Consider the following 25541-nt stretch of genomic DNA (forward strand, 5'->3'; position numbering starts at 1 on the left):
GGGGTATCAGTGGGGGTTCGAATCCCTCCCCCGGCACAACGCGCCGGGGTGGCCCAACCGGTAGAGGCAGCCCCGTCAATCTCAGACTCTCGCTCCAGTCTCAGCATTCGCCGCCGAACGCCGGATCGACCGAGCGCGGACGATCATCGATGGATGGGGGTTCAACTCCCCTCTGCGCCTCTTCCATGGCGCGGTAGTTCAAAGGTAGAACACGTCGATCTCAGAATGATCCGCGACTCTTAAACGCCGCCGGCGTGCGCAATTGGGTGGCACCACAGGAGCCCGGGCAGCTGGATATGCTCCCGGGCTCCGTCACGCCTCTGGCGACCGGCGCCGAGCCGAACGAAGACTCGGGGGACGGTGGGGCTCCGGCTGCGGGTTTGATCAGCCGCCCGGGCGGTCCGTCGGGCGAGCGGCGGTGGCTGGAGAGCGGGGGATGGCGAGTCCGTCTGTGCCATGCGGCGTCAGGGATGCGGGGGAGGGCGCTGCGGGCGTGGGGGGCTTGTGGAACCGTGGTGCGCGACAACGTTGTCATTTGAGCTGGGCATGACTATACCGGCTGAGAAGGCAACGATGTCAAGGGAGTTGACGTGCACCCGAGGCGGTCTTCCGGCGCACCGGTGGGGCACGCTACTGTCCCCGCGGCTTGTGTGACCCGTGGAGCGCGACCCGTCCGAGAGAAGAAGGGCCGCGTCATGCGTTTGCGTACGACGTCCGTTCTGCTGGCCGCCGTCCTGGCGGTCGGCGGTGCCACTCCCGCCCTCGCGGCGCCCGCCGCGCCGCCACCCGATCTCGTGCAGGACCCCACCGCCTACGTCGACCCCCTGATCGGCACCAAGAACGGCGGCAACGTCTTCCCCGGCGCCGTCGTCCCCCTCGGCATGCTGTCCTGGAGCCCCGAGACCACCCGCGGCGACGCCACCCGCACCACGGCGCCCGGTGGTTACCACTACGACGCGACCCGCATCCGGGGCTTCAGCCTCACCCACATGTCGGGCACCGGCTGCGCGGGCGGCAGCGGCGACATCCCGTTCCTCCCGTACGCCGGGGAGGTCACCACCTCGCCCGCCGCGGACACCAAGGACGCGGTGTACGCCGCGGACTTCAAGCACGCCGACGAGGCCGCCGAGCCGGGCCGCTACAAGGTCGGCCTGTCCTCCGGCGTGACGGCGGACCTGTCGGCCACCGCGCGCACCGGCTCCGGCCGCTTCACCTTCCCCGCGGACAAGCCCGCCTCGATGCTGATCCGCACCGCCAACTCCGAGGTCGGGTCCACGGACTCCACCGTGACCATCGACCCACAGGCCCGTACCGTCTCCGGCTCGGTCACCTCCGGGAACTTCTGCGGCTACCTCGACCCGGAGGGCCAGCGCTCCTACTACACCCTCTACTTCACCGCCCGCTTCGACCGCTCCTTCAAGGCGACCGGCACCTGGCAGGACGACAAGGTGACCCCCGGCTCCACCACCGCCTCGGGCGGCACGGGAGGCTTCTCCCACGGCGGGACGCCGGTCGCGGGCAAGGGCGCCGGCGGCTGGGTGGAGTTCGCGCCCGGCAGCGGACCGGTGAACGTCAAGGTCGGCATCTCGTACGTGAGCCAGGCAGGCGCCGAGGCCAACCTCGCCGCCGAGAACCCGCGGCACCGCTCCTTCGACTCGGTACGGGACGCGGCCGGTCGCGCGTGGCGCGACCGGCTGGGCGCGATCAAGGTGGGCGGTGGCACGGACGCCGAGCGCAGCACCTTCTACACCGCCCTCTACCACGCGCTGATCCACCCCAACGTCATCAGCGACACCGACCGCAGATACCGCGGCAGCGACGGCGAGGTCCACACGGTGGCCCGCGGCCACCAGGCGCAGTACGGCACCTTCTCCGGCTGGGACGTCTACCGCTCGCAGGTGCAGCTGCTCACCCTGCTGAGCCCGCGCACCGGTTCGGACATCGCCCAGTCCCTGTACGAGCTCGCCGAGCAGAACGGCGGCGTCTGGGACCGCTGGCTGCACGGCGCCTCCGGCACGCACGTCATGAACGGCGACCCGTCACCGGCCGCCCTCGCCGGGATCCGGGCCTTCGGCGGCACGGACTTCGACCTGCGCGGCGCACTGGACTCCCTGGTGAAGGCCGCGACCGTGCCGACGGAGCGCGACCTGTCGCCGGTGGGCAAGCCGATCCTCTCCGTGGGCCAGCGCCCGTCCCTGGACAAGTACCTGAAGCTGCACTACATGCCGTCCGTCTCCAACGCCTGGGGCGGCGCCGCCGAGACGCTGGAGATGTCGGGCGCCGACTTCGCCCTCTCGCAGCTCGCCTCGGCCGCGGGCCGGAAGCACACTGCCGCCGACTTCGCCCGGCGCTCCCAGTGGTGGCAGAACAACTTCAACCTCGCCGCCGACCCGAGCGGCGGCTACATCGCCAACCGCGCGGCCGACGGCAGCTGGGTCACCGGGTTCACGCCGGCCACCGGAAACGGCTTCGTCGAGGGCACGGCCGCCCAGTACACCTGGATGGTGCAGCACGACCCGGCCGGGCTGTTCGCCGCGATGGGCGGCCGCGGCGAGGCCCTCGACCGGCTGGACGCGTTCTTCCACACGGCGGACGGCAAGTGGGCCTTCACCGGCAGCGGCGGCGAGAAGTCGGAAATGGACAACGAGCCGTCGATCAACGTGCCGTACCTCTACGCCTACGCCGGCGCACCCTACAAGACGCAGGAGACCGTGCGGGCCGCGATGAGCGCCCTGTGGTCCACGCAGCCGGGCGGCATCCCCGGCAACGACGACCTCGGCGCGATGTCGTCCTGGTACGTCTTCTCGGCACTCGGCATGTACCCGCAGGTGCCCTCCCGCGCCGAACTCGTCCTGGGCTCCCCGCTGTTCCCGCGGATCGAGATCGACCGCCCGGCCGGCAACGACATCTCCATCCGCGCGGCGGGCGCGGCGGCCGACGCGCCGTACGTCCGGTCACTGAAGGTCAACGGCCGCGCCAGTGACCGGCCGTGGCTGCCCGCCTCCTTCGTCGAGGACGGTGGCAGGCTCGACTACACGCTGTCGCGTACCGCGGACCGCACCTGGGGAGCGGACGCGGCCGACGCGCCGCCCTCGTTCCGGGAGGGTGAGCAGCCGCACCAGGTCGGCGTCGGCCCGACCACGGCGACGATCGCCCCGGGCGGCGGCACCGAGGTCGGCATCCGCGCCCTGTCTCTGCGCGGCGGCGCCGCACCGAAGGTGCGCTTCCGCGTCGAGGTGCCCGACGGCGTCACGGCGTCGCCCGCGGAGGGGGAGTTCACGGACGGCTCCCAGGAGATCACCCTGTCCACCGCCGGCGACGTCAAGCAGGGCTTCTACGACGCCAAGGTGGCCGTGAGCTACGGGGACACCTCGTACGAGCAGCCGGTGTCCCTGACGGTGGCCGCCCCCGGTTCCCTCATCGCGGCGTACAACAGCACGGGCGTCTCGGACGACGCCGGTGACCACGACGAGGCGGACTACGACGGCGGCGGCTGGAGCTACTCCCGTCAGGCGCTCGCCGCGGCCGGCCTCACCGGCGGGACGCAGGGCACGGTCACCGGAGGCCTCGCGTTCACCTGGCCGGATTCCCCCGCCGGCCGCCCCGACAACGCCTCGGCGACCGGCCAGACCATCGAACTGGCCACGCCCGCCTCGCGGTTGTCGTTCGTCGGCAGCGCCGTCAACGGCGACCAGCAGACGACGGCGACGGTCACCTACACCGACGGCAGCACCGGTACCGTCGACCTGTCCTTCACCGACTGGACCGTGGGAGGCGGCGGAGGCAGCGTCAAGTTCGGCAACGAGGTCGTCGCCAAGACCGCCTACCGCAACGTCGCGGGCGCGGACAAGGACCCGGTGGCCACGTACGTCTTCGCCACCAAGCCCTTCCCGGCACCGGACGGCAAGACCATCACGAGCGTGAAGCTCCCGGAGAACACGGACCTCCACGTCTTCACCCTCGCGGTGGACTGACGCGGGAAGACCCCGGAAGACCCCAGGGGCGGGCGCGGAGCCGACTCCGCGCCCGCCCTTCGTGCTGCCCGGAACGGCGCCGCCGCATCGGCGCCATATCAACATCACATAAGGTGGCGCACCTCATAGAGGGAATTCGGCCCGGCCTGGAACCCTTTTCCCGGAATTCCGTCCCGCAATGCGTATTGCCAATTCTTTGTGCGCGTATTGCCTCATATGGACACGGGCGGCAGGAGGATATTTCCCGAGCCGTCCCACCGCGACGCTCCATTGTTTCCCCGCTCCGATACGGCGACATCCGGGTAGCGCTGCCGAACCCGGGTCACGCCCCCGTAGGAGCCGGTGCGGCCCTGGTCACAGGGCGTGCCACGCGAAGGAGAAAGCACATTGGGCCGTTACCTACTGCGCCGCCTCGGCAACTACGCAATCCTGGTGTTCATCGCGGCCAGCGCGACGTACTTTCTCGCCTCCTTCACCCTCCACCCCGACATCAACTACCTGTCGAAGAATCCCCGGCCGCCCCTGCACTCGATCTACGCGATCCTGCACGCCTACAACCTCGACCCGCACACGCCCGTGTACCTCCGGTATTGGCGCTGGCTGACCGGGATCGTGCTGCACGGCAATTTCGGCAGGACCTACGCCGGCGCATCGGTCAACACCGAGCTGGGCCGCCGCGTCCTGGTCAGCACCGAGCTCCTCTTCGTCGCGACCGTCCTGGGGGCCGTCGGCGGCGTCGCGGTCGGCGCCTGGAACGCACTGCGGCAGTACCGGCCCTCCGACCGGGTGTCGACGATCGTCTCCTACGTCCTGCTGGCCACCCCGGTCGTGGTGATCGCGGTCGGACTGCGGACCCTGGACACCGCGGGCGACGGGCCGCTGGTGCAGTACATCGGGATGTACGACCCGAAGGTGCACGGCACCCTCCCGGTCGTCCTCAACAACCTCGAACACCTCGTGCTGCCGACCCTGACGCTGCTGCTCGCCCAGATCCCGTTCTTCAGCCGCTACCAGCGCAGCACGATGCTCGACGTCCTGGGCAGCGACTTCCTGCGGACGGCCCGCGCCAAGGGGCTCCGGCGGCGTCAGGCGGTCCTGCGGCATGGACTGCGCACCGCGGTCATCCCCGTGATGCCGCTGGTGGTCTACAACGTCGTGCTGCTGTTCACCGGGGCCACCTTCACCGAGGAGATCTACGGATGGCACGGCATGGGGGAGTGGCTGGTCGACTCCATCACCAGCAACGACGTCAACGCGGTCGCCGCCGTGGCGATCTTCACCGCCGGCATCGTCCTGATCGCGGGACTGCTCTCCGACCTCGTCTACGCGGCGCTCGACCCTCGGGTCCGCACCTGAGACGGCCCACGTCGACCGACTCGAGGAGATTCCCTCATGACCACCCCCGCAACTGCCGCCGGGACGGCGGCGCCACACCGGACCAGGAGCCGCGGCGCGCTCGTCCTCGCCCGCTTCGCCCGCAACCGGCTGGCCCTGGTGGGCATCGCCCTGGTGATCGCCCTGGTGCTCCTGGCGTACGCCGTACCGCCGTTCCTGCACTGGACGTACCACGACAACGACTTCGCCAGCCTGGACACCGGGCCCGGGGCCGCGCACTGGTTCGGCACGACCCACTCGGGCCAGGACCTGTTCGCGCTCACCTTGAGGGGCCTGCAGAAGTCACTGGTCGTCGGACTCGTCGGAGGGCCGCTCACGACGCTGATCGCCGCGGTGGTGGGTGCCTCGGCCGGCTACTTCGGCGGCTGGACCGACCGCGTCCTGATGTGGTTCCTCGACCTGATGCTGGTGATCCCCGCGTTCCTGCTGCTCGCGGTCCTGTCACCGGCGTTCCAGCACGGGACCTGGCTGTTCTTCGTGGTCCTGCTCGCGGCGTTCGGCTGGATGATCACCGGTCGGGTGGTGCGGAGCATGACCCGGACCCTGCGGGAACGGGAGTACGTCCTCGCCGCGCGCTACATGGGCGTCCACCCGCTGGTCATCATCTTCCGGCACATCCTCCCCAACGCGGCCTCGATCCTCATCATCGACGCGACCGTCCAGGTGGGCGCGATCGTGCTCGGCGAGACCTCGCTGTCCTACTTCGGGTTCGGCATCCAGGCGCCCGACGTGTCGCTCGGCACCCTCATCGCCGCCGGAACGCCGGACGCCAACACCTCCCCGTGGCTGTTCTTCTTCCCCGCCGCCTTCCTCGTCCTGATCGGCCTCTCCGTCGCGTTCATCGGTGACGGGCTGCGGGACGCCTTCGACCCGACGGCACGGGGAGCGAAGTCCCGGGGGCGTGCCCGGCCGGGCGCGCCCACCTACCGGCACGCGAAGGCCCGGCAGGTCCCGCGCCGCAAGCCCTCAGCCGCGGTCATCACCGCCGCACCCACCGAGGAAGGAGTCACGTCGTGACCGTCCCCATCGCCGCCCCCGGCGTCCCCACCCCGCGGCCGGCCTCCGGCGACCCGGTCCTGACCGTGCGCGACCTGCGGGTGTCCTTCCCCGGCGAGGCCGGACGGGTGCAGGCGGTCCGCGGGGTGGACTTCACGCTCCGCGCCGGGGAGACCCTCGCCGTCGTCGGCGAGTCCGGCTCCGGCAAGTCCGTCATGGCCACCGCCGTGCTCGGCCTGCTCCCGGACGACGCGGAGGTCACCGGCTCCGTACGCCTCAAGGGCCGCGAGCTGCTCGGACTGCCGGACCGCCGGATGTCCGCCATCCGCGGCCGTGACATCGGCATGGTCTTCCAGGACCCGCTCTCGGCGCTCACCCCCGTCTTCTCCATCGGCACCCAACTGGTGGAAGCCCTGCGGATCCACCAGGACCTCACCGCCGCCCAGGCCCGCGAACGGGCCCTGGAACTGCTGGACCTGGTGGGCATCCCCGACCCGAGGCGGCGCGTCGACGCCTTCCCGCACGAGTTCTCCGGCGGCATGCGCCAGCGGGCGATGATCGCCATGGCCATCGCCAACGACCCCGAGGTGATCATCGCCGACGAGCCCACCACGGCGCTCGACGTCACCATCCAGGCGCAGGTGCTGGAGGTCCTGGGCAAGGCCCAGGAGGTCACCGGAGCCGCGATCCTCCTGATCACCCACGACCTCGGCGTGGTGGCCGGCATGGCCGACCGGGTGGTCGTCATGTACGCCGGCAAGCCGGTGGAGACCGGGACCGCCGACGAACTGTTCGCCACCCCCCGCATGCCCTACACCATCGGCCTGCTCGGTTCGGTGCCGCGGCTCGACATCGGGGACCGGACGGCCCTCACCCCCATCGAGGGCACGCCGCCGTCGATGGTGGACCTGCCGGCAGGCTGTCCCTTCGCGGCGCGCTGCCCGGTGGCCGTGGACCGCTGCCGTACCGAGGAACCCGGTCTGCGGACCGTGGCGACCGGAGCCGGTCACGCCACGGCGTGCCACCGCGCACCCGAGATCGACACGCCCGGCGGGATCCCGTCCCCGGGCATGTTCCCCACCCCCGCCTCACCGCGGCGGCCCGGCGGACCCCCGCGCGCCGAACGGCCCGAGGTGCTGCGGGTCACCCACCTCACCAAGCACTTCCCGCTCCTCAAGGGTGCGGTCTTCAAGCACCGGGTGGGCACGGTGCGCGCCGTCGACGGCGTGGACTTCGACATCCGCCAGGGCGAGACCCTCGCGCTGGTCGGCGAGTCGGGCTGCGGCAAGACCACCACCATGCTGCAGATCCTCGACCTCGCCGGGCAACGCGGCGGCACCGTGGCCGTCCTCGGCAGGGACGTCGGGCAACTGGACGGGAAGGCGCGGCGGGAGCTGCGCCGGGACCTCCAGGTGGTGTTCCAGGACCCGATGGCGTCACTGGACTCCCGCATGCCGATCGGCGACATCCTGGCCGAGCCGCTGCGCACCCACGGCTGGGACCGGGAACGCATCGCCGGGCGGGTCCCCGAACTGCTCCGCCTCGTCGGACTGCTGCCCGAGCACGCCGAGCGCTACCCCGCCGAGTTCTCCGGCGGACAGCGACAGCGGATCGGCATCGCCCGGGCGCTGGCCCTGGACCCCAAGCTGGTCGTACTGGACGAGCCGGTCTCCGCGCTGGACGTCTCGGTCCAGGCCGGGGTGATCAACCTCCTCGACGAGCTGCAGGCCGAACTCGGCCTGAGCTACCTGTTCATCGCGCACGACCTGTCGGTCATCCGGCACATCGCCGACCGTGTCGCCGTCATGTACCTCGGCCGCATCGTCGAGGCCGGCGACGTCGAGGACGTCTTCGCCCGTCCGGCCCACCCCTACACCCAGGCACTGCTGTCGGCCGTGCCGCTGCCCGACCCCCGCAAGGAGCGGCAGCGCCGGCGGATCATCCTCCAGGGCGACCTGCCCAGCCCCGCGGACACCCCCTCGGGATGCCGGTTCCGCACCCGCTGCCCCAAGTACCTGCAGCTCGGGCCCGCCGAGGCCCGGCGGTGCGACACCGAGGACCCCGCCGCCGGGTCCCTGGGCGAGGACCACACCGCCGCCTGCCACCACGCGGCCGCCCTGGAGGTCCTGTGAAGCGACCCCGGCCTGTGACGCACCCCCGGCCTGTGACGCACCCCCGGCCGTCCTGCCCGGCGGACACCCGACCCACGGAACCCACAAGGAGAGCCCAGTTGAACCGAAAGTCCGTAAAGCTGGCCACGGCAGTCGTGGTGTCCGCGGGTCTCCTCGCCGGCGCCACCGCGTGCGGAAGCGGCAATGGCGGCGCGAGCTCGTCGGCGCCCAAGGCCCCGCCGAAGGCGACCCTCAACCAGATCAACCCCGTCGACACCGCGGCACTCCGGCAGGGCGGCACCCTCAACTTCCCCGTCGACGAGTACTCCACCCAGTGGAACAGCCTCAACGCGGCCTCGCAGAACACCGTCGCCGTGACCACGACGATGGCCCCCCTGCTGCCGTCGCTCTTCCACAGCACCCCCGACAACAAGCGGACCCCCAACCCGAACTACCTCAGCAAGGTGAGCACCGCCGTCAAGCACGGTAGGCAGGTCACCACGTACGCGGTCAACCCCAGGGCCCGGTGGTCCGACGGCACACCCATCACCTGGAAGGACTTCCGCGCGGACTGGCAGGCGCAGAACGGGAAGAACCCCAAGTACACCCCCGTCAGCACCTCCGGCTACGAGCAGATCTCCTCGGTCGCCGAGGGAAGCGACGCGCGGCACGTCGTCGTCACCTACGCCACACCGTTCTCCGAATGGCAGACGCTGTTCTCGCCGCTGTACCCGGCATCGCAGATCGACACCCCGCAGAAGTTCGACGCCGGGTACAAGAACCGGATCCCGGTCACCGCGGGCCCGTTCAAGGTCAGCAGGATGGACCCGACGACCAAGGTCGTCTCCGAGGTCCGCGACCCCCACTGGTGGGGCCCGAAGCCGGTGCTCGACGGCATCAACTTCCGTACCCTGGACGCTGCGTCGACACCCGGGGCCTTCGCCTCGGGCGAGATCGACGTCGAGGACATCGGGCCCGACGTGGCCGCCTACAAGCAGGCGCAGAAGGTGCCGCACACCTCCATCCGCGTGGCGGGCGCCCCCAACCTGCGGCAGATGGTGGTCAACGGCGCGAGCCCGCTGCTGAAGGACGTCCGTGTCCGCCGGGCCCTGTTCATGGCACTGGACCGCCAGGCCATCGGGAAGGCCGACCTCAACGGCCTGCCCTTCCCGGCCCAGCCCCTGGACAACCACTTCCTCGTCAACAACGACGTCGCCTACAAGGACAACGCCGGCTCCCTCGGCCGCTACGACCCCACCGCGGCGGGGCGGCAACTGGACGCGGCGGGCTGGAAACCGCACGGCGACGTCCGTGAGAAGGACGGCAAGCCGCTGGAGCTGACGCTGACCATCCCGTCGGGCACGCCCATCGCCGCCAACGAGGCACAGCTGTTCACGGCGATGCTCAAGAACGTGGGCATCAAGCTCGACACCAAGGTCAAGCCGAGCGACGACTTCTTCAACGACGTCAGCGCCGGGAAGTTCGACCTTACGCTGTTCAGCGGCATCGGCTCCGTGCCGTTCTTCCCGCTGACCAACGGCGCGGCGTCATTCGTCTCCCCCAAGCACGGCAACGTCGGCCAGAACTACTCGCGCATCGGCACCGCCGGGATCGACGCCGACATGCACAAGGCGGGCACCGAGGTCGGCCACTCCGCCTACCTCGCCGACCTCGACGCGGCCGACGCCGGGCTGTGGAAGCTGGCCGCGAACCTGCCGCTCTACCAGCGCCCGCAGATCGTCGCGACCAAGTCCGACGTGGCCAACTACGGCGCCTTCGGTTTCCAGGACACCGACTGGACCCGGATCGGCTTCACCGAGTAACCCCACTGGACCGCGGCGCGGGAGGACGACCCCCTCCTCAACGCCTCCCGCGTCGCGTCGGCCCCGACCCGAGCCGACACCCCACGAAGGGCCCTTGTCCCCGGTGCACCGGGGACAAGGGCCCTTCGTCCGTACCGCCGTCGGCTACTTGACGCCGAAGGCGCGGATCAGGGTCTGGCCGACGCTGTTCCCCTTCGCGTCCCGCGCCGTCGTCCGCAGGCTCGCGAAGCGGGCCCGGGACGGCGCGTCGAGCTGCGCCTTCCAGCCGCCGCCCGACTGCCGCAGCGTCGCCTTGCGCCAGGTGGCGCCGTCGTCGTACGACACCTCGAGGGTCACGGTGCGGATCGCCCCCGCGCCCGCCGCGCCCTTCAGGTGCGAGGCGGTGACCGTCAGCCCGGTGCGCCGCTGGGCCTTGCCGGACAGGTCGGTGGCCACCGCGTAGTCGAGCTGCACCAGCGGCAGGGGCGTGATGGCCGAGTAGTCCGTCGTGCTCGAGGTGAATCCCCACTCGGTGCGGGTGCGGGTCGAGTACGGACGGTCCGGCACGTTCCGCTCGCCCTCCACCACGATCCGGTAGGGCTGCGGGTCCGGTGACAGCCCCTCGGCGGTCACGATCCGCTCGTTGTAGTCCTCGCCGAGGAGCTGGTCGCCCTGGTACAGCGAGATCTTCGAGGTGTTGCCGTCCACCCAGGCGACGCCCGCGTGACCGCCCGAGTCGCCCCAGGCCGGCAGCACGGACGTGCTGATGATGTCGCCCACCCGGTAGGGGGCCGTCCAGCTGATGCCGTCGTTGAGCACCCGCGGGTGCTGGATCGCCGAGAACCAGGTCTCGTTGTTCGTGCTGCGCGCCTTGTAGGTGCGCGTCACGCCCCGCTGGCCGAGGTCGCGCATCGCGGCGGAGGAGATCCAGCGGGCGTCGTCGCCCGCCGAGACCCACGAGGTGAGGGTGCCCTGGGCCGCGACCCGCGTCGCCTGGATGAGCGTGGGCCGGTTGAAGATGAGCGACACGTCCTCGCGGTACGCCACGGCCTCGGCCTGCGTGCTGTTGCGGAACGACTCGTCGATGCGGGCCAGGTCGCCGGGACGGGGACGGTAGGACGGGTCCTTCGGGACCGCTCCGTCGTGGTGGCGGATCAGGTCGTACGCGTAGCGCGGGTACGGGTGCGAGACCACCTTCAGCGTCGCCGTGCCGGGCTTGCGGAGCCGGCTCAGCAGTCGTGCGCTGTCGTCGGTGCCGAGTGAGGCCACCGGCAGAGGGGCGGCGTCGGGCAGGTCGGCCCAGGGGTCGAACTTGCCGTAGCCGTCGTTCAGGATCAGCAGCTGCCGTGCGCCGGCCTTCGCCGCCGCGGCGGCCTGGTCCGGGGCGGACACCGTGTCGCTGCGGCGGACGACCGCCACCTGGCCGCGCACCTTGAGCTTGCGGAAGTCCGCGGCGGAGCCGTCACCGGCCCAGACCGCGCGGTAGGTGCCCGTGCCCTCCCGCAGCTTGGGGGACATGCTCTGGAGGGTGACGTCGTCGTAGGTCTGCGAGCCGGAGGAGAAGGTCAGCGGCGGCTGGATCTGCCGCCAGCGGGTCGCGAAGTGGTACGAGCCCTTCGTGACCTTCGGCGTCGGGGTCACCCAGAGGCTGTCGTAGCGCCAGTACTCGGGCATGTAGCTGTCCAGGAACGGGAACAGGTCGCCGTTGGTGCGGTACTGGTCCACGCGCATGAACTCGTTGGCGGTCGGCTGCGGTGTGACGGCGGCCGCCTTGCGCAGGCTCGCGGCGTCGAACCGCACGGTGCGGTCGGCGTCGAGGTCGATCTGCGGGGCGGAGAACATCGCGAAGCCCAGCGTGTGCGTACCGTCGATGCCGGGCACGTCCGCGTTCAGCCACGCGGAGTAGGTGCTCGGGGACAGGCGCAGGTCGATGCGGCCCGAGGCGTCGACGGCGAACGCCTTGGGGGCGGTGTTGCGCTCCACGTCCTTCAGGATGAGGGTGCCGGGCAGGGCCTTGCCGTGCCGGTCCTTGGCGGTGAAAGTCAGGTTGACCCGCCGGCCCTCCTTGTTCACCCCGACCGTCGTGCGGGCCAGTGCCGTGCCGTCGGCGCCGGTGGCGACGAGGCGGGTGGAGTAGGCGCCGTTGTCCTCGGCCGCGTCGAGGTGGGTGATCACGCCGACGGAGGCGGTGCCCTGGGCGGGCACGGTCAGCCGCGGTTCGGTCAGCGTGAACAGGCCCTCGGGCAGCTGGCCCGGGCTCAGGGACAGGTCCACGGTGACCGGTGCGGCGCCGGAGTTGGTGTAGGTGACGTCCTTGCGGACCGTCTGACCCGGCGTGTACGGGTAGTGCGTCTGCGCGTACGCGTCGCCGGAGGCGACCAGCGTGGCCTTCACGGCGGCGGCGACGTCCACGCGCCCGCTGCCCGCCTCGAAGGGGCTGAACCGCTGGGTGCTCGCGGTGGTGCTGATCAGGGCGGCCTTGAGCTGCTGCCCCGTCCAGTCCGGGTGCTTGGCGGCCAGCAGGGCCGCGGCGCCCGCCACGTGGGGCGTCGCCATGGAGGTGCCGCTCATCGTCTGGTACGCGCCCTCGCCCTCAGGGGCGTACTGCGAGCGCGCGGCCAGCACGTTCACCCCCGGGCCGGTCAGGTCGGGCTTGACGGCGTTGTCGCCCACGCGGGGGCCGCGGCTGGAGAACTCCGCCAGCTGGTCCACGCCCTTGCCGGGGCCGTTGACCGCGCCGACCGTCAGCGCGGCGTCGGCGGCACCGGGGGCGCTCACGGTGTAGGGCGCAGGGCCGGAGTTGCCCGCCGCGATGACGAACAGCGCCCCGGTCTCCTCGCTGAGCCGGTTCACGGCCTCGCTCAGCGGGTCGGTGCCGTCGGTGGCGTCGCCGCCCAGGCTCATGCTGACGACCTTGGCGTGCTGGTCGCGGGCGGCCCATTCCATGCCGGCCAGGATCCAGGAGTCCTGGCCGCTGCCGAAGTCGTCCAGGACCTTGCCGATGTGCAGGGACGCGCCCGGGGCGACGCCCTTCTCGGTGCCACCGGAGGCGGCGCCGGTCCCGGCGACGGTGGAGGCGACGTGAGTGCCGTGGCCGTGCCGGTCGGTGACGTCCGCGCCGGGCACGAAGCTCTCCGTCGCGGCTATGCGGCCGGCGAAGTCCGGGTGCGCGGCGTCGATGCCGGTGTCCAGGACGGCGACGTCCACGCCCTGCCCGGTGTCCCCGCCGGCCCAGACCTCCGGGGCACCGATCTGCGCCGTGGTGTCCGACAGCGTGGCCTTGACCTTGCCGTCCAGCCACACCTTGGCGATGCCGCCGGCGAGCCGTCCGCCGTCCGCCGTATTCGCGGCCGCGGCGGCCTTCGCGTCGGCACCCCCGGTCAGGGAGGACCAGAAGTCCGCGGCCCGCTCGTGCTCGGCGGAGATCGCCGCGCCCTGGATGCTGCTGAGGGTCAGGGTCCTGCGCGCGCCCTCCGGGGTCTTCGCGCTGCGGGAGCGGGCGGCGGCGTCGGTGTACGTGACGATGAGCGGCAGCCGGTCGCTGCGCGCGTCGTCGTAGCCGTCCTTCAGCAGCGCGGTGACGTTGAAGAGCCCCTCGTCCAGGGCTCCTGACGCGATGTAGGGGACCGCTGCGTCGGGGTACACGTAGGTGTCGGTGCCCACCGACATCACGTGGGCGCCGCCGGTCCTGCCGTGCGGGTCGGTGACCGAGGTGACGGCCTGGGCCCGGCCGTCCCCGGTGACGGTGACCTTGTCGCCGGTGATCAGCGTGACGGTGCGCACGGCAGCGGGAGCGGCACCGGTCGCGGCGGGGGAGGGGGACGTCGCCGAGGGGTCGGCCGATGCGGCCGGACCCGTGGCCGTCAGCACCACCAGTGCTGCGACGGCGGCTGTCAGCCCGCGTCTGCGGGACGGAGGCATGCGCAAGGGAACCTCATGGACTCGATGGGGTGGGGTGGAACGCAGTCAGCCATCCGTTCGCATCGCTGTAAAGGCGGCCCTTTGGCACTTCTGTGCCATGTCACCAAGTGGACACGGCGCAAAGCGGCGCAATGATCGGCAAGCGAGACACACTGCACGGTGTGAGCGGCCGCCGCACCGCGGCACATCCATCACACGTTGCTGACATGACGTCAGTTCGCTCGCGTGCACAAAGGTCAGAGGTGGAGAACGATGACGGAAGGCGCCGCACCCTTGGAGCTGGTCGGACTCGACGCGGGGGCGGAGGCCGTCTACCGCGAACTGCTCGCACACGGTGGCGGTACGGCCGACGACGTCACCGCGGCGTTCGGGCTGGGCACCGGAGCGGCGGTGGCCCTGCTGGAACGCCTGCACCACTCCGGGCTGCTCAGCCGCCGCTCCTCGGGGGAGTACCTGACCGTGGATCCGCGTCACGCGCTGCGGACACTGGTGGAGTCCCGCGAACGCCAACTGGCCGCCGTACGCGACGCCACCGGGCCGCTCGGCGCGCTGTTCGACGAGGCCAGGCGGTCCAGCGCCGGCGAACCCGCCACACGGACGATCAGCGGCCCGGAGGAAGTCGGGGACTGCTACTACCGTTTGCACCAGGCCGCCAAGTACGAGATGTGCGGCCTGGCCCGACCCCCCTTCCTGTTCGCTCCGAACGGGCCGCTCGACGAGGCCGCCGTACGGCGCGGCGTACGGGTGCGGGTCGTCTACGCGGCCGCCAGCTTCGACGAGGACGGCGGGGGGCAGGAGCTGGGCAGCCTGGTCTCACGCGGCGAGGAGGCCAGGGTCGTGTCCTCGCTGCCCGTCAAGCTGACCATGGCGGACCGCTCGGCGGCCATGGTGTCGTTGAGCCTGGGCCCCGACAGCACCGACACCCTCTACACCGAGGCGCCCCCCTTGCTCGAAGCCCTGACCGAGCTCTTCGAGCACTACTGGGCCGGTGCCGCCTCACTGAGCGGGCCGAGCTCGCAGCCGCCGCCGGCGCCGCAGCCCTCCACCCCCGGCGAACAGGTGCGCAATCCCACCGACGAGGAGCGGAACCTGCTCGCCCTCTTCGCCGCCGGGGTCAAGGACGACGCCATCGCCCGCCAGTTCGGGATATCGACGCGGACACTGCGCCGGCGCATCCAGGACCTCTACACGGAACTGGGCACCACCAACCGGTTCGGCGCCGGCGTCGCGGCGGCCCGGCGCAACTGGGTGTGAGCGCGGAGTTGCGCCGCCGCGCCGCGGAGGGAGGATGGGAGGAGGGCACGGCGGTGTGCCGTGCCGTCCGAGGTGGTCCAGGTGTCCGAGGCGCGAACGGTCGACTACGGCGTCACCAGGTTCGACGTCCCCCTGCCCGGGACGTTCGAGGAGGCCGTGCGGCGCTACGAGTCCCTGGTGCCGCAGTACCGGGCCGATGAGATCCGGGACCTCGTCCGGTCCGGCGGCTCCTGGGAGAGCGCCCTCGCGCTGGCCGAGGGGAACGCGCCCCACGGATTCATGATCTTCTGGAGGGACAACGGATCGGCGCTCATGGGCATCGCCGGGGACACGACGCCGTTCGTGATGTACCTGATGGGCAACTACGCCATCGCCGAGCGGATGTTCCGCCACGATCCCTCCGCCATGATGCACGCGCCGCTCCGCACCGAGATCTACCGCAGCGCCGACGCACCGCGATTCGTGATCGACAAGCCGAGTTCCCACTTCGGCAGTTACGGCAGCGAGGAGATCGCCCGAGTGGGCCTGGAACTGGACCACAAGGTCGCCCACCTGCTGACACTGATGGAGGCGCCGGTGCCTGCCGGGCTCGGCTGACCCCGACCATGACGGATCTGCGCTACGACACCTTCGTGTGTGACGGGTTGCGCCGCGCCCAGGGCCCCCGGTTGCCCGACGGGAGCCCGATCTTCTCCTCGCCGCTGACCTCGACGCTGGTCCTCGGCGACGCGGAAGCGGTCCTCGTCGACCCGCCGTTCACCCGTGAGCAGGTGCGCGGTGTCGGGGACTGGATCGAACGCTCCGGCAGACGACTGACGTACGTCTACGCCACCCACGGTCACGGTGACCACTGGTTCGGCACCGATCTGCTGCTGCGACGCTTCCCCGGGGCGGTCCCGTACGCCACCGAGGGCACCATCGAGCTGATGCACAGGCAGGCCACCGAGGGCCGCCGGACCAGGTGGGACGTGGACTTCCCCGGACTCATCCCGGACAGCCCCGTGGTCTACCGGGTGGTCCCGGACGACGGGTTCACCCTGGAGGGGCACCCGCCGCGCGTGGTGGAGACCGGCCACACCGACACCGACGACACGACCGTCCTGCACGTCCCGTCGATCGGCCTGGTCGTGGCCGGTGACGTGGCCTACAACGGGGTCCACCAGTACCTCCGGGAAAGCGCCGGCGGCGGCATCAACAAGTGGCTCGCCGCGATCGGCACCGTCCTCGCGCTGCACCCGCGCGCGGTCGTGGCCGGCCACAAGGACAAGGCCCTGCCCGACGACCCCGTGATCCTGCGGCAGACCCGCGACTACCTGCTCGACGCCCAGCGCCTGCTGGCGGAGGAACCCCGCCCCCGCACGTTCTACGACCGGATGCTGCAACTCCACCCGGACCGCCTCAACCCGGGCCCGGTCTGGTACAGCGCCCTCGCCCTCCTGCCCTGACGCCGCCGCCCGGACCGGAACCGGAACGGCAGCGGGGGCGTCGTGCCCAGGGACGACCCACTCGATCATGAAGCATCACGAAGGAGCCCGGGCATGACGGCTGTGGCCACGCGTTACCTGTACCTCGTCCGGCACGGGGAGGCCGTGCCGGACGAGAGCGGGCTGTCGGACGACGGGCGCCGCCAGGCCGCCCTGCTCGGCCGCCGGCTGGCGGACCACCCGATATCCGTGGTCCATCACGGCCCCCTGCCCAGGGCCGCGCAGACCGCCGCCCTGATCGGGGAGCACCTGGACGGTGCCGTCCTGCGCGCCTCGGAGACCGCCGGCGACTACGTCCCGTACTTCCCGCGGCGGGACGAACTGCCCCCGGACAGCGCCGACCACCTCTTGCGCTTCCTCGACGGCGCCACGGCGCAGGAGCGCGCGCTCGGTCCGTCGCTGGCCCTGCGCGCGCTCGAGCAGTTCACCGGTCCCGTCGAGGGCGATCAGGAGCGTCACGAACTGGTCGTCACCCACAACTTCCTGGTCGGCTGGCTGGTGAGGCATGCCATGGACGCCCCGCCGTGGCGGTGGCTCGGGGTCAACCAGGGCAACGCGGCCCTGACCGTCATCCGCTACGCGCCGGGGCGGCCCGTCTCGGTCCTGGTCCAGAACGACACCCGTCACCTCCCTGCGGAGCTGCGCTGGACCGGCTTCCCGCCCGAGCTGCGGATGTGAGGGCGCGGACCGGCCGCGTCAGGGCCGCCGGAGGCCGTCCGCTGCCCTGGATAAAAAATGGATGTGCATTCATTATGATGGAGCCATGCAGAGCACACCCAGCCGCACCGCGCAGCACGTCGCGCTCTTCCGGGCACTGGAGTCGGTGCGCCGGGGGCCGCGCCTGTTCACGGACCCGTACGCCGCCTCGTGCCTCGGTCCCGGCTACCGCCTGGCCGTGACGATCGCCCGCTGTCCGGGCGTGGCGGGCTTCCTCGAGCGGTGGATCGACCGGCGCTGGCCCGCAGGTCCGCGCGCCTCGGCCGTGGTCCGCACCCGGCTGATCGACGACCTGGTCGTGGACGCCCTGGAACACGGCGCCCGGCAACTCGTCCTGCTGGGCGCCGGCTACGACAGCCGGGCCTTCCGCCTCGACGCGGCGCGCGGCGTCACCGTCCTGGAGGTCGACCACCCGGCAACGCAGGCGGTCAAGCGGGGGCTGGCCGCCACCTGGTCCGCCCGGGCGGGCCGGCCGGGCGAGGGCATCCGCTTCGTTCCCGTGGACCTGATGCACCAGGACCTCGGCGACGCCCTGCGCGAGGCGGGACTGGGCGACGACCGCGCGGTGGTGGTATGGGAGGGCGTGACGAACTACCTCGACGCGCCGTCGGTGCACGCCACGCTGACGGCGCTCTCCACGACGCTGGCGCCCGGGAGCCGGATCGTCCTCACCTACATGGACCGGAGGGCCCTGGACGGCACCGGTGACTTCGACGGCGTCACCGCCTGGGCGGACACGGTGCGTACGGCCGGGGAACCCTTCACCTTCGGCTTCCTCCCGGACGAGCTCCCGGCGTACCTGACCGAGCGGGGGCTGGAGCTCACCCTGGACCGGTCGGCGAGGGAGGCCGCCGGGCGGTACCTGGAGCCCCTGGGGCGGCACGAGCCGGCCGCGCCCTTCTACCGGATCGCCCAGGCCGAGGTGAAGTGATGCCCAAGGTCAGTGAGGAGCACCTGCGGGCGCGGCGCGCGCAGATCCTCGACGCCGCCGCCCGCTGCTTCGCCCGTACGGGCTTCCACCGCACCACCATCCAGGACATCGCGGCCGAGTCCGGATTCAGCGCCGGCCTGGTCTACCGCTACTTCGCCGACAAGGACGCCATGGTCGTGGCCATCGCGGACCGGTGGCACGACGACCAGGCCCGCCGACTGCACCTGGACGACCCCGCCGGGCACACCGCCGACGCCCTCAGCGAGGTCGCCGGAGGCTACCTGGAGCTGCTGCGCTCACTCGCCGGCTCCGACGAGCGGCAGCGCGTGCAACTCGGCGTCCAGATCTGGGCCGAGGCCCTGCGGGCACCCCGGGTGCACGCGGTGGCGCGCGAGGGTGTGGACCGTCCCCGCGCCGTCGTCACCGACCTGGTCCGGGCGGCCCAGGAGCGCGGCGAGCTGGACGCCGCGTGGCCCGCCGACGGCCTGGCCCGGGTGTTCGTCGCGATCTACCAGGGGCTGGCGCTGCAGACCGCCTGGGATCCCGAACTGGACCACGCCGCCTACGTCGCGGCGGTCGAGCGCCTCATCGGCGCGCCGGCGCGCCGACCTGATCCTTCGTCGCCCTGAAGCCCGCCGTCGCGGCGGTCGAGCGCCTCATCGGCGCGCCGGCGCGCCGACCTGATCCTTCGTCGCCCTGAAGCCCGCCCACCTCAGTCCAGCACAAGCGACGACAACTGCGGCGAGTACGTGGCGTGCAGCACGAGTGCGGCGCTGCCCACGACGGCCGCGTCCGCGCCGAGGGGGGAGGCCGCGACCTGGACGACGCGGATGTGCCGGGCCAGGGGTCGTGAGGCCAGCGCGGAGGCGACGGCGTCGACGTAGCGGGACTCCACGTGCTGGATGCCGTGGCCGCCGAGGATGATGAGGTCCACGTCGATGAAGTTGGCGATGGTCACGGCGACCGTGGCCACGTGACGCGCGGCCTCGTCGACGACCGCGGCCGCGATCGGGTCGCCGGCTCCGGCCGCGCGCTGGACCGCGGCGTGGTCGACGGAGGCCGGGTCCCGGTCGTACGCCGGGGACAGCACGCTGCCGCCGGGCTTGTCGGTGAGGCGGCGGTGCGTCTCGGCCACGATCGCGGACGGGTTGGCCAGCCCTTCCAGGCAGCCCCGGTTGCCGCAGTAGCACTCCGGCCCGTCCGACAGCACCGTCGAGTGGCCGAACTCGCCGGCGTTGAGCGAACCGCCCCGGTAGACCTGGTGGTTGAGGACCAGACCGCCGCCGATGCCGGTGCCGAAGAACAGGTAGGCGAAGTTCGCCACGCCCCGGCCCGCGCCGGACCAGCGCTCGCCGACCGCGGCGGCCGTGGCGTCGTTGTCGAGCGTCACGGGAAGACCGGTGGCGTCACTGAGCATCTGCTGCAGCGGGACGCGCGTCCAGTGCGCGAGCTGGGGCGGGGCGACGATCATGCCGCTGCGCTGGTCGATCGGCCCGGGGGTGGCGAGGCCCAGCCCCAGGACGTTGGCGCGCGGCACGTCCGCCTCGGCGAGCACCTCGGCGACCAGGTCGGCCATGGCGGCCACCACGTGCGTCGGATCGGTGCCGGGGGGAGTGGGGTGCCGTCTGACGACCAGCGGCCGGCCGAGCAGGTCGACCACGGAGCAGGTGAGTTCGACCGGGTCGAAGACGAGACCGACCGCGTTGCCCGCGTCCGCGTTGACCCGCAGGGTGGTACGGGGTTTGCCGCCGCCCGCGCCACGACTGGCCCCGTCCTCCCGGACGATCCCCTCGTCCAGCAGACGGCGCACGATCCCCGAGACGGTCTGCGGGGTCAGCCCCGTCTTCTGGGCGATCTCGACCCGGCTGATGCCGTCGGCGAGTTGGATCTGGTCCAGGACCACCGCCCGGTTGTACCGCCCGACTTTGGGGAGGTTTGTTCCTGCTTGCCGCACACGCGTTCCTCTCTTACCGCAATGACGATACCGCTCAAGGGCGTTGACTTAGTAAAACAAATGGATTTAAAGTCCGGTGCCCAAGCCGTAACAGGTCCGGCATGGAGGCACGGCGCAGTGTCATCGGAGGCAAGTTGATGTCCACGAAATGTCGCATCCCAGGGGAGGCGGGCCCGCGTGATTGTCGCGGCGTCCGCAGCGTGGAGCTCCGCGCATGAGCCGCGCCCCGATGCTGCTGGAGATGCGGTCCATCACCAAGACGTTCCCCGGCGTGACGGCGCTCGCGGACGTCAACCTGGTGGTGAAGGAGGGGGAGATCCACGCGATCTGCGGCGAGAACGGCGCAGGCAAGTCCACCCTCATGAAGGTGCTGAGCGGGGTCCACCCGCACGGCAGTTACACCGGCGAGATCGTCTACCGCGGCGACACCGTGAGGTTCCACGACATCCGGGCCAGCGAGCAGGCCGGCATCGTCATCATCCACCAGGAACTGGCGCTGGTCCCCGGCATGTCGATCACGGAGAACATCTTCCTCGGCAACGAGCCGCGCAAACGCGGCTCGATCGACTGGAGGGCCGCGCAGCACCGGGCGGTGGAGCTGATGGAGCGGGTCGGCCTCAAGGAGGACCCGGACACGCTCGTCAAGGACATCGGCGTCGGCAAGCAGCAACTCGTCGAGATCGCCAAGGCGTTCGCCAAGGACGTGAAGCTGCTCATCCTCGACGAGCCGACCGCGGCCCTGAACGAGACCGACTCGCAGCACCTGCTCGACCTGCTGCGCGGCTTCCGGGACCGTGGCATCACCTCGATCATGATCTCCCACAAGCTGAACGAGATCGAGGCGGTCGCCGACACCATCACCATCCTGCGCGACGGCCGGACGATCGAGAGCCTCGACGTCGAGGCCGACGGCGTGAACGAGGACCGCATCGTGCGCGGCATGGTCGGCCGCGAACTCGACAGCCGGTTCCCCGACCACACGCCCGACATCGGCGAGGTGTTCTTCGAGGTCCGCGACTGGACCGTGCGGCACCCCGCATCCGAGGAACGGCTCGTGTGCAAGGGGTCCAGCTTCACGGTGCGGCGCGGTGAGATCGTCGGCTTCGCCGGCCTCATGGGCGCCGGGCGCACCGAACTGGCGATGAGCCTGTTCGGCCGCTCCTACGGCACGTTCCTGTCGGGACGGGTCTTCAAGGACGGCAAGGAGATCCACCTCAAGACCGTGTCGGAGGCCATCCGGCACGGCCTCGCCTACGTCAGCGAGGACCGAAAGTCGGTCGGCCTCAACCTGCTGGACGACATCAAGACCTCGATGGTCGCCGCCAAGCTGTCGAAGATCTCCCGCCACCAGGTCATCGACCCGGTGAGCGAGCACCGGATCGCCGAGGAGTACCGGCAGAACCTGAGGATCAAGACCCCCAGCGTGGACGAGGAGGTCGTGAAGCTCTCCGGCGGCAACCAGCAGAAGGTCGTCCTCGCCAAGTGGATGTTCACCGACCCCGACCTGCTCATCCTCGACGAGCCCACCCGCGGGATCGACGTGGGCGCCAAGTACGAGATCTACGGGATCATCCAGCGGCTGGTCGACCAGGGCAAGGGCGTCGTCGTCATCTCCTCGGAGCTGCCCGAGCTCATCGGACTCTGCGACCGCATCTACACCGTGTTCGAAGGCGCCATCACCGGTGAGGTGACACGCCGCGACGCGAACCCGGAACTCCTCATGAAACAGATGACCTCTATGAAGAAGACACCGAGCCCATGAGCCGCATCACAGACCTGCAGAAGAACCTCTTCGGAGGCTCGACCTCCAACGCCCGCCAGTTCGGGATGATCGCCACGCTCGTCGCGATCGTGCTCCTGTTCCAGATCTGGACGGGAGGCCTGACCCTGACCTCCGGCAACCTCATCGCCGTGGTCAGCCAGTACTCCTACATCCTGATCCTGGCCATCGGCATGCTGATGGTGATCGTCGCCGGGCACATCGACCTCTCCGTCGGCTCGGTGGCGGCGTTCACCGGGATCGTGGTCGCCAAGACGATGCAGGAGCACTCGCTCCCCTGGCCCCTGGGGATCCTGCTCGGCCTGCTCGTCGGCGCGGCGATCGGTGCCTGGCAGGGCTTCTGGGTCGCCTACGTGGGGGTGCCGGCGTTCATCGTCACCCTGGCGGGCATGCTCCTGTTCCGCGGCGGCAACCAGTACATCGGCAACGCCGACACCGTGCCGGTCCCCACCGGATTCCGTGACATCGGCGCCGGCTTCCTGCCCGAAGTGGGCCCGGACACCGGCTACAACAACCTGACCCTCCTCCTCGGTCTGGTCGCCTGCGCGGGCGTGGCCTGGCGCGAGTGGCAGGCCCGGCAGACCCGGCGCGCCATGCACGCCGACTCCGCGCCGCTGTGGGTCACGGGGATCCGCCTGGCCGTGATGGTGGGCGTCATCATCTTCGCGACGCTGCGCTTCGCCGGCGGCCGCGTCGGCACCAGCTTCCCGATCTCCGGCATCATCCTGATCGCCCTGGTGCTCGCCTACTCGTACTACACCCGCAACACCGTCGGAGGCCGGCACATCTACGCCGTCGGAGGCAACTCCCGCGCGGCCGAACTGTCCGGCGTGAAGCTCCGGCGCGTCAACTTCCTCGTCATGATGAACATGTCCGTGCTGGCCGCGCTCGCCGGCATGATCTTCGTGGCACGGTCCGCGGCGTCCGGCCCTCAGGACGGTCTGAGCTGGGAACTCGACGCCATCGCGGCCGTGTTCATCGGCGGCGCCGCCGTCTCCGGCGGCCTCGGCACCATCAGCGGCTCCATCGTCGGCGGTCTCGTCATGGCGCTGCTCAACAACGGTCTCCAACTGGAGGGCGTCGGCTCGGACATGGTCCAGATCATCAAGGGCCTGGTCCTCCTCCTCGCCGTCGCCTTCGACGTCTACAGCAAGAGCCAGGGGCGCTTCTCGATCATCGGCACCCTGATGCGTCCGTTCCGCCAGAACGAGACGTCCACACCGGTCGACCCGCCGAACCAGGCCTCCGACCCCGACAAGGCTCCGGTCGCAGGCTGACCGACCGGCAGTAATCCAGGGTGCCGCATCAGGGCGGCGCTCGATTCTCCCCGCATCACCAGGAAAGGGCACAACCCACATGCGCAGAACCATCACCAGAGGCATCGCCGTGATCGGCGCCGCCGCGCTGCTCGCCCTGGGCACGGCGTGCTCCAACGAACGCGAGGGCTCCACCGGCAAGGACACCAGCGACGCCAAGGGCGGCTTCGCGAAGGACGCCCTGGTCGGTGTCGCGCTGCCCGCGAAGACCTCGGAGAACTGGGTGCTCGCCGGTGACCTGTTCACCAACGGCCTGAAGGACGCCGGCTTCAAGGCCGACGTGCAGTACGCGGGCGCCTCGACCACCGTCGCGGACCAGCAGGCGCAGATCTCCTCCATGGTGACCAAGGGCGCGAAGGTCATCGTCATCGGTGCGACCGACGCCTCGCAGCTGTCCACCCAGGTGGCGCAGGCCAAGCAGGCCGGTGCGACGATCATCGCCTACGACCGCCTCATCACCAACACCCCGGACGTCGACTACTACATCGCGTTCGACAACTTCAAGGTCGGCCAGCTGCAGGGCCAGGCGCTGCTGGACGGCATGAAGGCGAAGAAGGCGAAGGGCCCCTACACGATCGAGCTGTTCTCCGGTTCGCCGGACGACAACAACTCGAAGGTGTTCTTCGACGGCGCGATGGAGGTGCTGAAGCCCGCCATCGACAAGGGCGACATCGTTGTCGGTTCCGGTCAGACCGACATCAAGCAGACCGCGACCCAGGGCTGGAAGGCGGAGAACGCCCAGAGCCGCATGGACTCGCTGCTGAACTCCACCTACAACGGCAAGAAGACGCTCGACGGCGTGCTCTCGCCGAACGACACCCTCGCCCGGGCGATCATCACCTCGGTGAAGGGCGCCGGCAAGCCGGTCCCGGTCGTCACCGGTCAGGACTCCGAGGTCGAGTCGGTGAAGTCGATCATGGCGGGCGAGCAGTACTCCACCATCAACAAGGACACCCGCAAGCTCGTCGCCGAGACCATCAAGATGGTCCAGGCCCTGCAGACGGGCGGCAAGCCGACGATCAACGACACCAAGTCGTACAACAACGGCAGCAAGGTCGTCCCGTCGTACCTGCTCCCGCCGGTCATCGTGACCAAGGAAAACGCGGCCGAGGCCTACGCCAACGACCCGAAGCTCTCCCCGCTCACGAAGTAGCTCACGGAGCAGTCGCGCACGACACTGCCGCCGGTGCCCCGGACCACGTCCGGGGCACCGGCGGCAGCCGCGTTCCCGGCGCCGGAGGACACCGCCGCCACGGGAGCCAGGTCAAGGGCAGCGCAGCAGCCGCCGCGGTCCGATCCCGTCGTCGTGGATGAGCCGGATCTCCGTCCTCCCGACGCCGTCGAGCCCGTGCAGGCACGGGACGTCGATCTCGTCACCGGCCAGGGTGATGGCCGCCTCCTTCGCGGCGATCGCGTCGTCCGCATGGTCCACCACGTAGTAGAGCCAGGTGGCCGCGGGGCCGCGGGTGCGGACCCTGAACCCCACCAGCCATTTGTCCGCCGAGGTGGCGCGACACGCGGTCGCGTGCGGGCGCCGTGGCGTGAGGGCGTACTCCTGGTCGTGTCCACGTGTTCCCCCGATCGCCGACACGGCACTGGTGATCTGCAGCATGGCGCGCCTCCTCACCAGGTTCCTCCGAGGATGCCCCGGCCTTCAGGCCGAGGAGGAATCGGACACCTGCGGAGCAGAGCAGGAAAGAGGGTTTCGCCCCCAGGGCGAAAGACCGGCGGGTAGTGTGCGTGTCGTGCTGAGCGAGAACCAAGCCAGCGCGACGGCGCGTTGCGAGAACCAAGCACGAGCCACCTCAGCTTTGCCGTACACAACCGGGCAGGTTCCGTCCCGGCTGGTGTTGAGGGAGTAAGACCTTGCGGGTCGCTGACCTGCGGGGCTTCCTGAGCCAGGAAT

17 protein-coding genes are annotated in these 25541 nt (G+C 70.8%); 14 read left to right on the plus strand and 3 right to left on the minus strand.

The features are described from left to right. Positions 1 to 695 precede the first annotated feature (695 nt). From OG937_43785 to OG937_43805, 5 genes are all read left to right on the plus strand, one after another. Complete coding sequence (locus tag OG937_43785; protein WUD78155.1) at positions 696 to 3974, plus strand: GH92 family glycosyl hydrolase; 3279 nt, start codon at positions 696 to 698, stop codon at positions 3972 to 3974. Between the two features lie 387 nt (positions 3975 to 4361). Beyond that, positions 4362 to 5330 carry an ABC transporter permease gene (locus OG937_43790; protein ID WUD78156.1) on the plus strand — a complete coding sequence of 323 codons (969 nt, stop codon included), beginning with the start codon at positions 4362 to 4364 and terminating at the stop codon, positions 5328 to 5330. Between the two features lie 36 nt (positions 5331 to 5366). Beyond that, entirely contained in the window at positions 5367 to 6386 is a 1020-nt protein-coding gene (locus OG937_43795) for an ABC transporter permease (protein WUD78157.1), read from the plus strand. Beyond that, positions 6383 to 8497: an ABC transporter ATP-binding protein gene (locus OG937_43800; GenBank protein WUD78158.1), complete on the plus strand. Its 2115-nt coding sequence runs from the start codon at positions 6383 to 6385 to the stop codon at positions 8495 to 8497. Before OG937_43795 ends, OG937_43800 begins: the two co-directional genes overlap by 4 nt. 98 nt (positions 8498 to 8595) lie before the next feature. Continuing rightward, complete coding sequence (locus OG937_43805; GenBank protein WUD78159.1) at positions 8596 to 10299, plus strand: ABC transporter family substrate-binding protein; 1704 nt, start codon at positions 8596 to 8598, stop codon at positions 10297 to 10299. A 144-nt stretch (positions 10300 to 10443) separates the two neighbouring features. Here OG937_43805 and OG937_43810 read toward each other — a convergent pair whose 3' ends face one another. Beyond that, complete coding sequence (locus OG937_43810; protein ID WUD78160.1) at positions 10444 to 14199, minus strand: S8 family serine peptidase; 3756 nt, start codon at positions 14197 to 14199, stop codon at positions 10444 to 10446. Positions 14200 to 14451: 252 nt separating this feature from the next. Between OG937_43810 and OG937_43815 the strand changes: the two genes are divergently transcribed. From OG937_43815 to OG937_43840, 6 genes are all read left to right on the plus strand, one after another. Continuing rightward, complete coding sequence (locus tag OG937_43815) at positions 14452 to 15453, plus strand: LuxR family transcriptional regulator (protein WUD78161.1); 1002 nt, start codon at positions 14452 to 14454, stop codon at positions 15451 to 15453. Between the two features lie 81 nt (positions 15454 to 15534). Then, the gene (locus tag OG937_43820) at positions 15535 to 16050 is read left to right on the plus strand and encodes a hypothetical protein (GenBank protein ID WUD78162.1); all 516 of its coding nucleotides are present in this window, start codon (positions 15535 to 15537) and stop codon (positions 16048 to 16050) included. Between the two features lie 8 nt (positions 16051 to 16058). Beyond that, positions 16059 to 16898, plus strand: coding sequence for an MBL fold metallo-hydrolase (locus OG937_43825; protein ID WUD78163.1), 840 nt, complete (start codon positions 16059 to 16061; stop codon positions 16896 to 16898). A gap of 93 nt (positions 16899 to 16991) precedes the next feature. Further along, positions 16992 to 17615 (plus strand): histidine phosphatase family protein, encoded by a 624-nt coding sequence (locus tag OG937_43830; GenBank protein WUD78164.1) that lies wholly within the window; start codon positions 16992 to 16994, stop codon positions 17613 to 17615. 85 nt (positions 17616 to 17700) lie between these two features. Continuing rightward, positions 17701 to 18585 carry a class I SAM-dependent methyltransferase gene (locus tag OG937_43835; protein ID WUD78165.1) on the plus strand — a complete coding sequence of 295 codons (885 nt, stop codon included), beginning with the start codon at positions 17701 to 17703 and terminating at the stop codon, positions 18583 to 18585. Then, positions 18585 to 19214, plus strand: a complete 630-nt coding sequence (locus OG937_43840; GenBank protein WUD78166.1) for a TetR/AcrR family transcriptional regulator — start codon at positions 18585 to 18587, stop codon at positions 19212 to 19214. Before OG937_43835 ends, OG937_43840 begins: the two co-directional genes overlap by 1 nt. Positions 19215 to 19297: 83 nt before the next feature. On the opposite strand, the gene OG937_43845 is transcribed toward OG937_43840, so the two are convergent. Then, positions 19298 to 20488 (minus strand): ROK family transcriptional regulator, encoded by a 1191-nt coding sequence (locus OG937_43845; protein ID WUD78167.1) that lies wholly within the window; start codon positions 20486 to 20488, stop codon positions 19298 to 19300. A 265-nt stretch (positions 20489 to 20753) separates the two neighbouring features. On the opposite strand from OG937_43845, the gene gguA reads away from it, so the two are divergent. The 3 genes from gguA (at position 20754) to chvE (ending at position 24788) form a co-directional block, all read left to right on the plus strand. Continuing rightward, a complete protein-coding gene (gene gguA, locus OG937_43850) occupies positions 20754 to 22301 on the plus strand; it encodes a sugar ABC transporter ATP-binding protein (GenBank protein ID WUD78168.1) in 1548 nt (515 codons plus the stop codon). Continuing rightward, positions 22298 to 23596 carry a sugar ABC transporter permease gene (gene gguB, locus OG937_43855; protein WUD78169.1) on the plus strand — a complete coding sequence of 433 codons (1299 nt, stop codon included), beginning with the start codon at positions 22298 to 22300 and terminating at the stop codon, positions 23594 to 23596. The genes gguA and gguB overlap by 4 nt, the downstream gene beginning before the upstream one ends. Before the next feature lie 79 nt (positions 23597 to 23675). Further along, complete coding sequence (gene chvE / locus OG937_43860) at positions 23676 to 24788, plus strand: sugar ABC transporter substrate-binding protein (protein ID WUD78170.1); 1113 nt, start codon at positions 23676 to 23678, stop codon at positions 24786 to 24788. Positions 24789 to 24899: 111 nt separating this feature from the next. Here chvE and OG937_43865 read toward each other — a convergent pair whose 3' ends face one another. Further along, on the minus strand, positions 24900 to 25247 hold the full coding sequence (locus OG937_43865; protein ID WUD78171.1) for a hypothetical protein: 348 nt from the start codon (positions 25245 to 25247) through the stop codon (positions 24900 to 24902). Between the last annotated feature and the right edge of the window lie 294 nt (positions 25248 to 25541).

This window comes from Streptomyces sp. NBC_00510 (assembly GCA_036013505.1).
In the GTDB taxonomy this organism is placed as follows: domain Bacteria; phylum Actinomycetota; class Actinomycetes; order Streptomycetales; family Streptomycetaceae; genus Actinacidiphila.

Excerpts from the sequence above, each read along its gene's own strand:
- OG937_43795 (WUD78157.1), top strand. The coding sequence starts at position 5,367 with ATGACCACCCCCGCAACTGCCGCCGGGACGGCGGCGCCACACCGGACC.
- chvE (WUD78170.1), top strand. The coding sequence starts at position 23,676 with ATGCGCAGAACCATCACCAGAGGCATCGCCGTGATCGGCGCCGCCGCG.
- OG937_43840 (WUD78166.1), top strand. The coding sequence starts at position 18,585 with ATGCCCAAGGTCAGTGAGGAGCACCTGCGGGCGCGGCGCGCGCAGATC.
- gguB (WUD78169.1), top strand. The coding sequence starts at position 22,298 with ATGAGCCGCATCACAGACCTGCAGAAGAACCTCTTCGGAGGCTCGACC.
- OG937_43825 (WUD78163.1), top strand. The coding sequence starts at position 16,059 with ATGACGGATCTGCGCTACGACACCTTCGTGTGTGACGGGTTGCGCCGC.
- OG937_43810 (WUD78160.1), bottom strand. The coding sequence starts at position 14,199 with ATGCCTCCGTCCCGCAGACGCGGGCTGACAGCCGCCGTCGCAGCACTG.
- OG937_43865 (WUD78171.1), bottom strand. The coding sequence starts at position 25,247 with ATGCTGCAGATCACCAGTGCCGTGTCGGCGATCGGGGGAACACGTGGA.
- OG937_43835 (WUD78165.1), top strand. The coding sequence starts at position 17,701 with ATGCAGAGCACACCCAGCCGCACCGCGCAGCACGTCGCGCTCTTCCGG.
- OG937_43785 (WUD78155.1), top strand. The coding sequence starts at position 696 with ATGCGTTTGCGTACGACGTCCGTTCTGCTGGCCGCCGTCCTGGCGGTC.
- OG937_43830 (WUD78164.1), top strand. The coding sequence starts at position 16,992 with ATGACGGCTGTGGCCACGCGTTACCTGTACCTCGTCCGGCACGGGGAG.
- gguA (WUD78168.1), top strand. The coding sequence starts at position 20,754 with ATGAGCCGCGCCCCGATGCTGCTGGAGATGCGGTCCATCACCAAGACG.
- OG937_43815 (WUD78161.1), top strand. The coding sequence starts at position 14,452 with ATGACGGAAGGCGCCGCACCCTTGGAGCTGGTCGGACTCGACGCGGGG.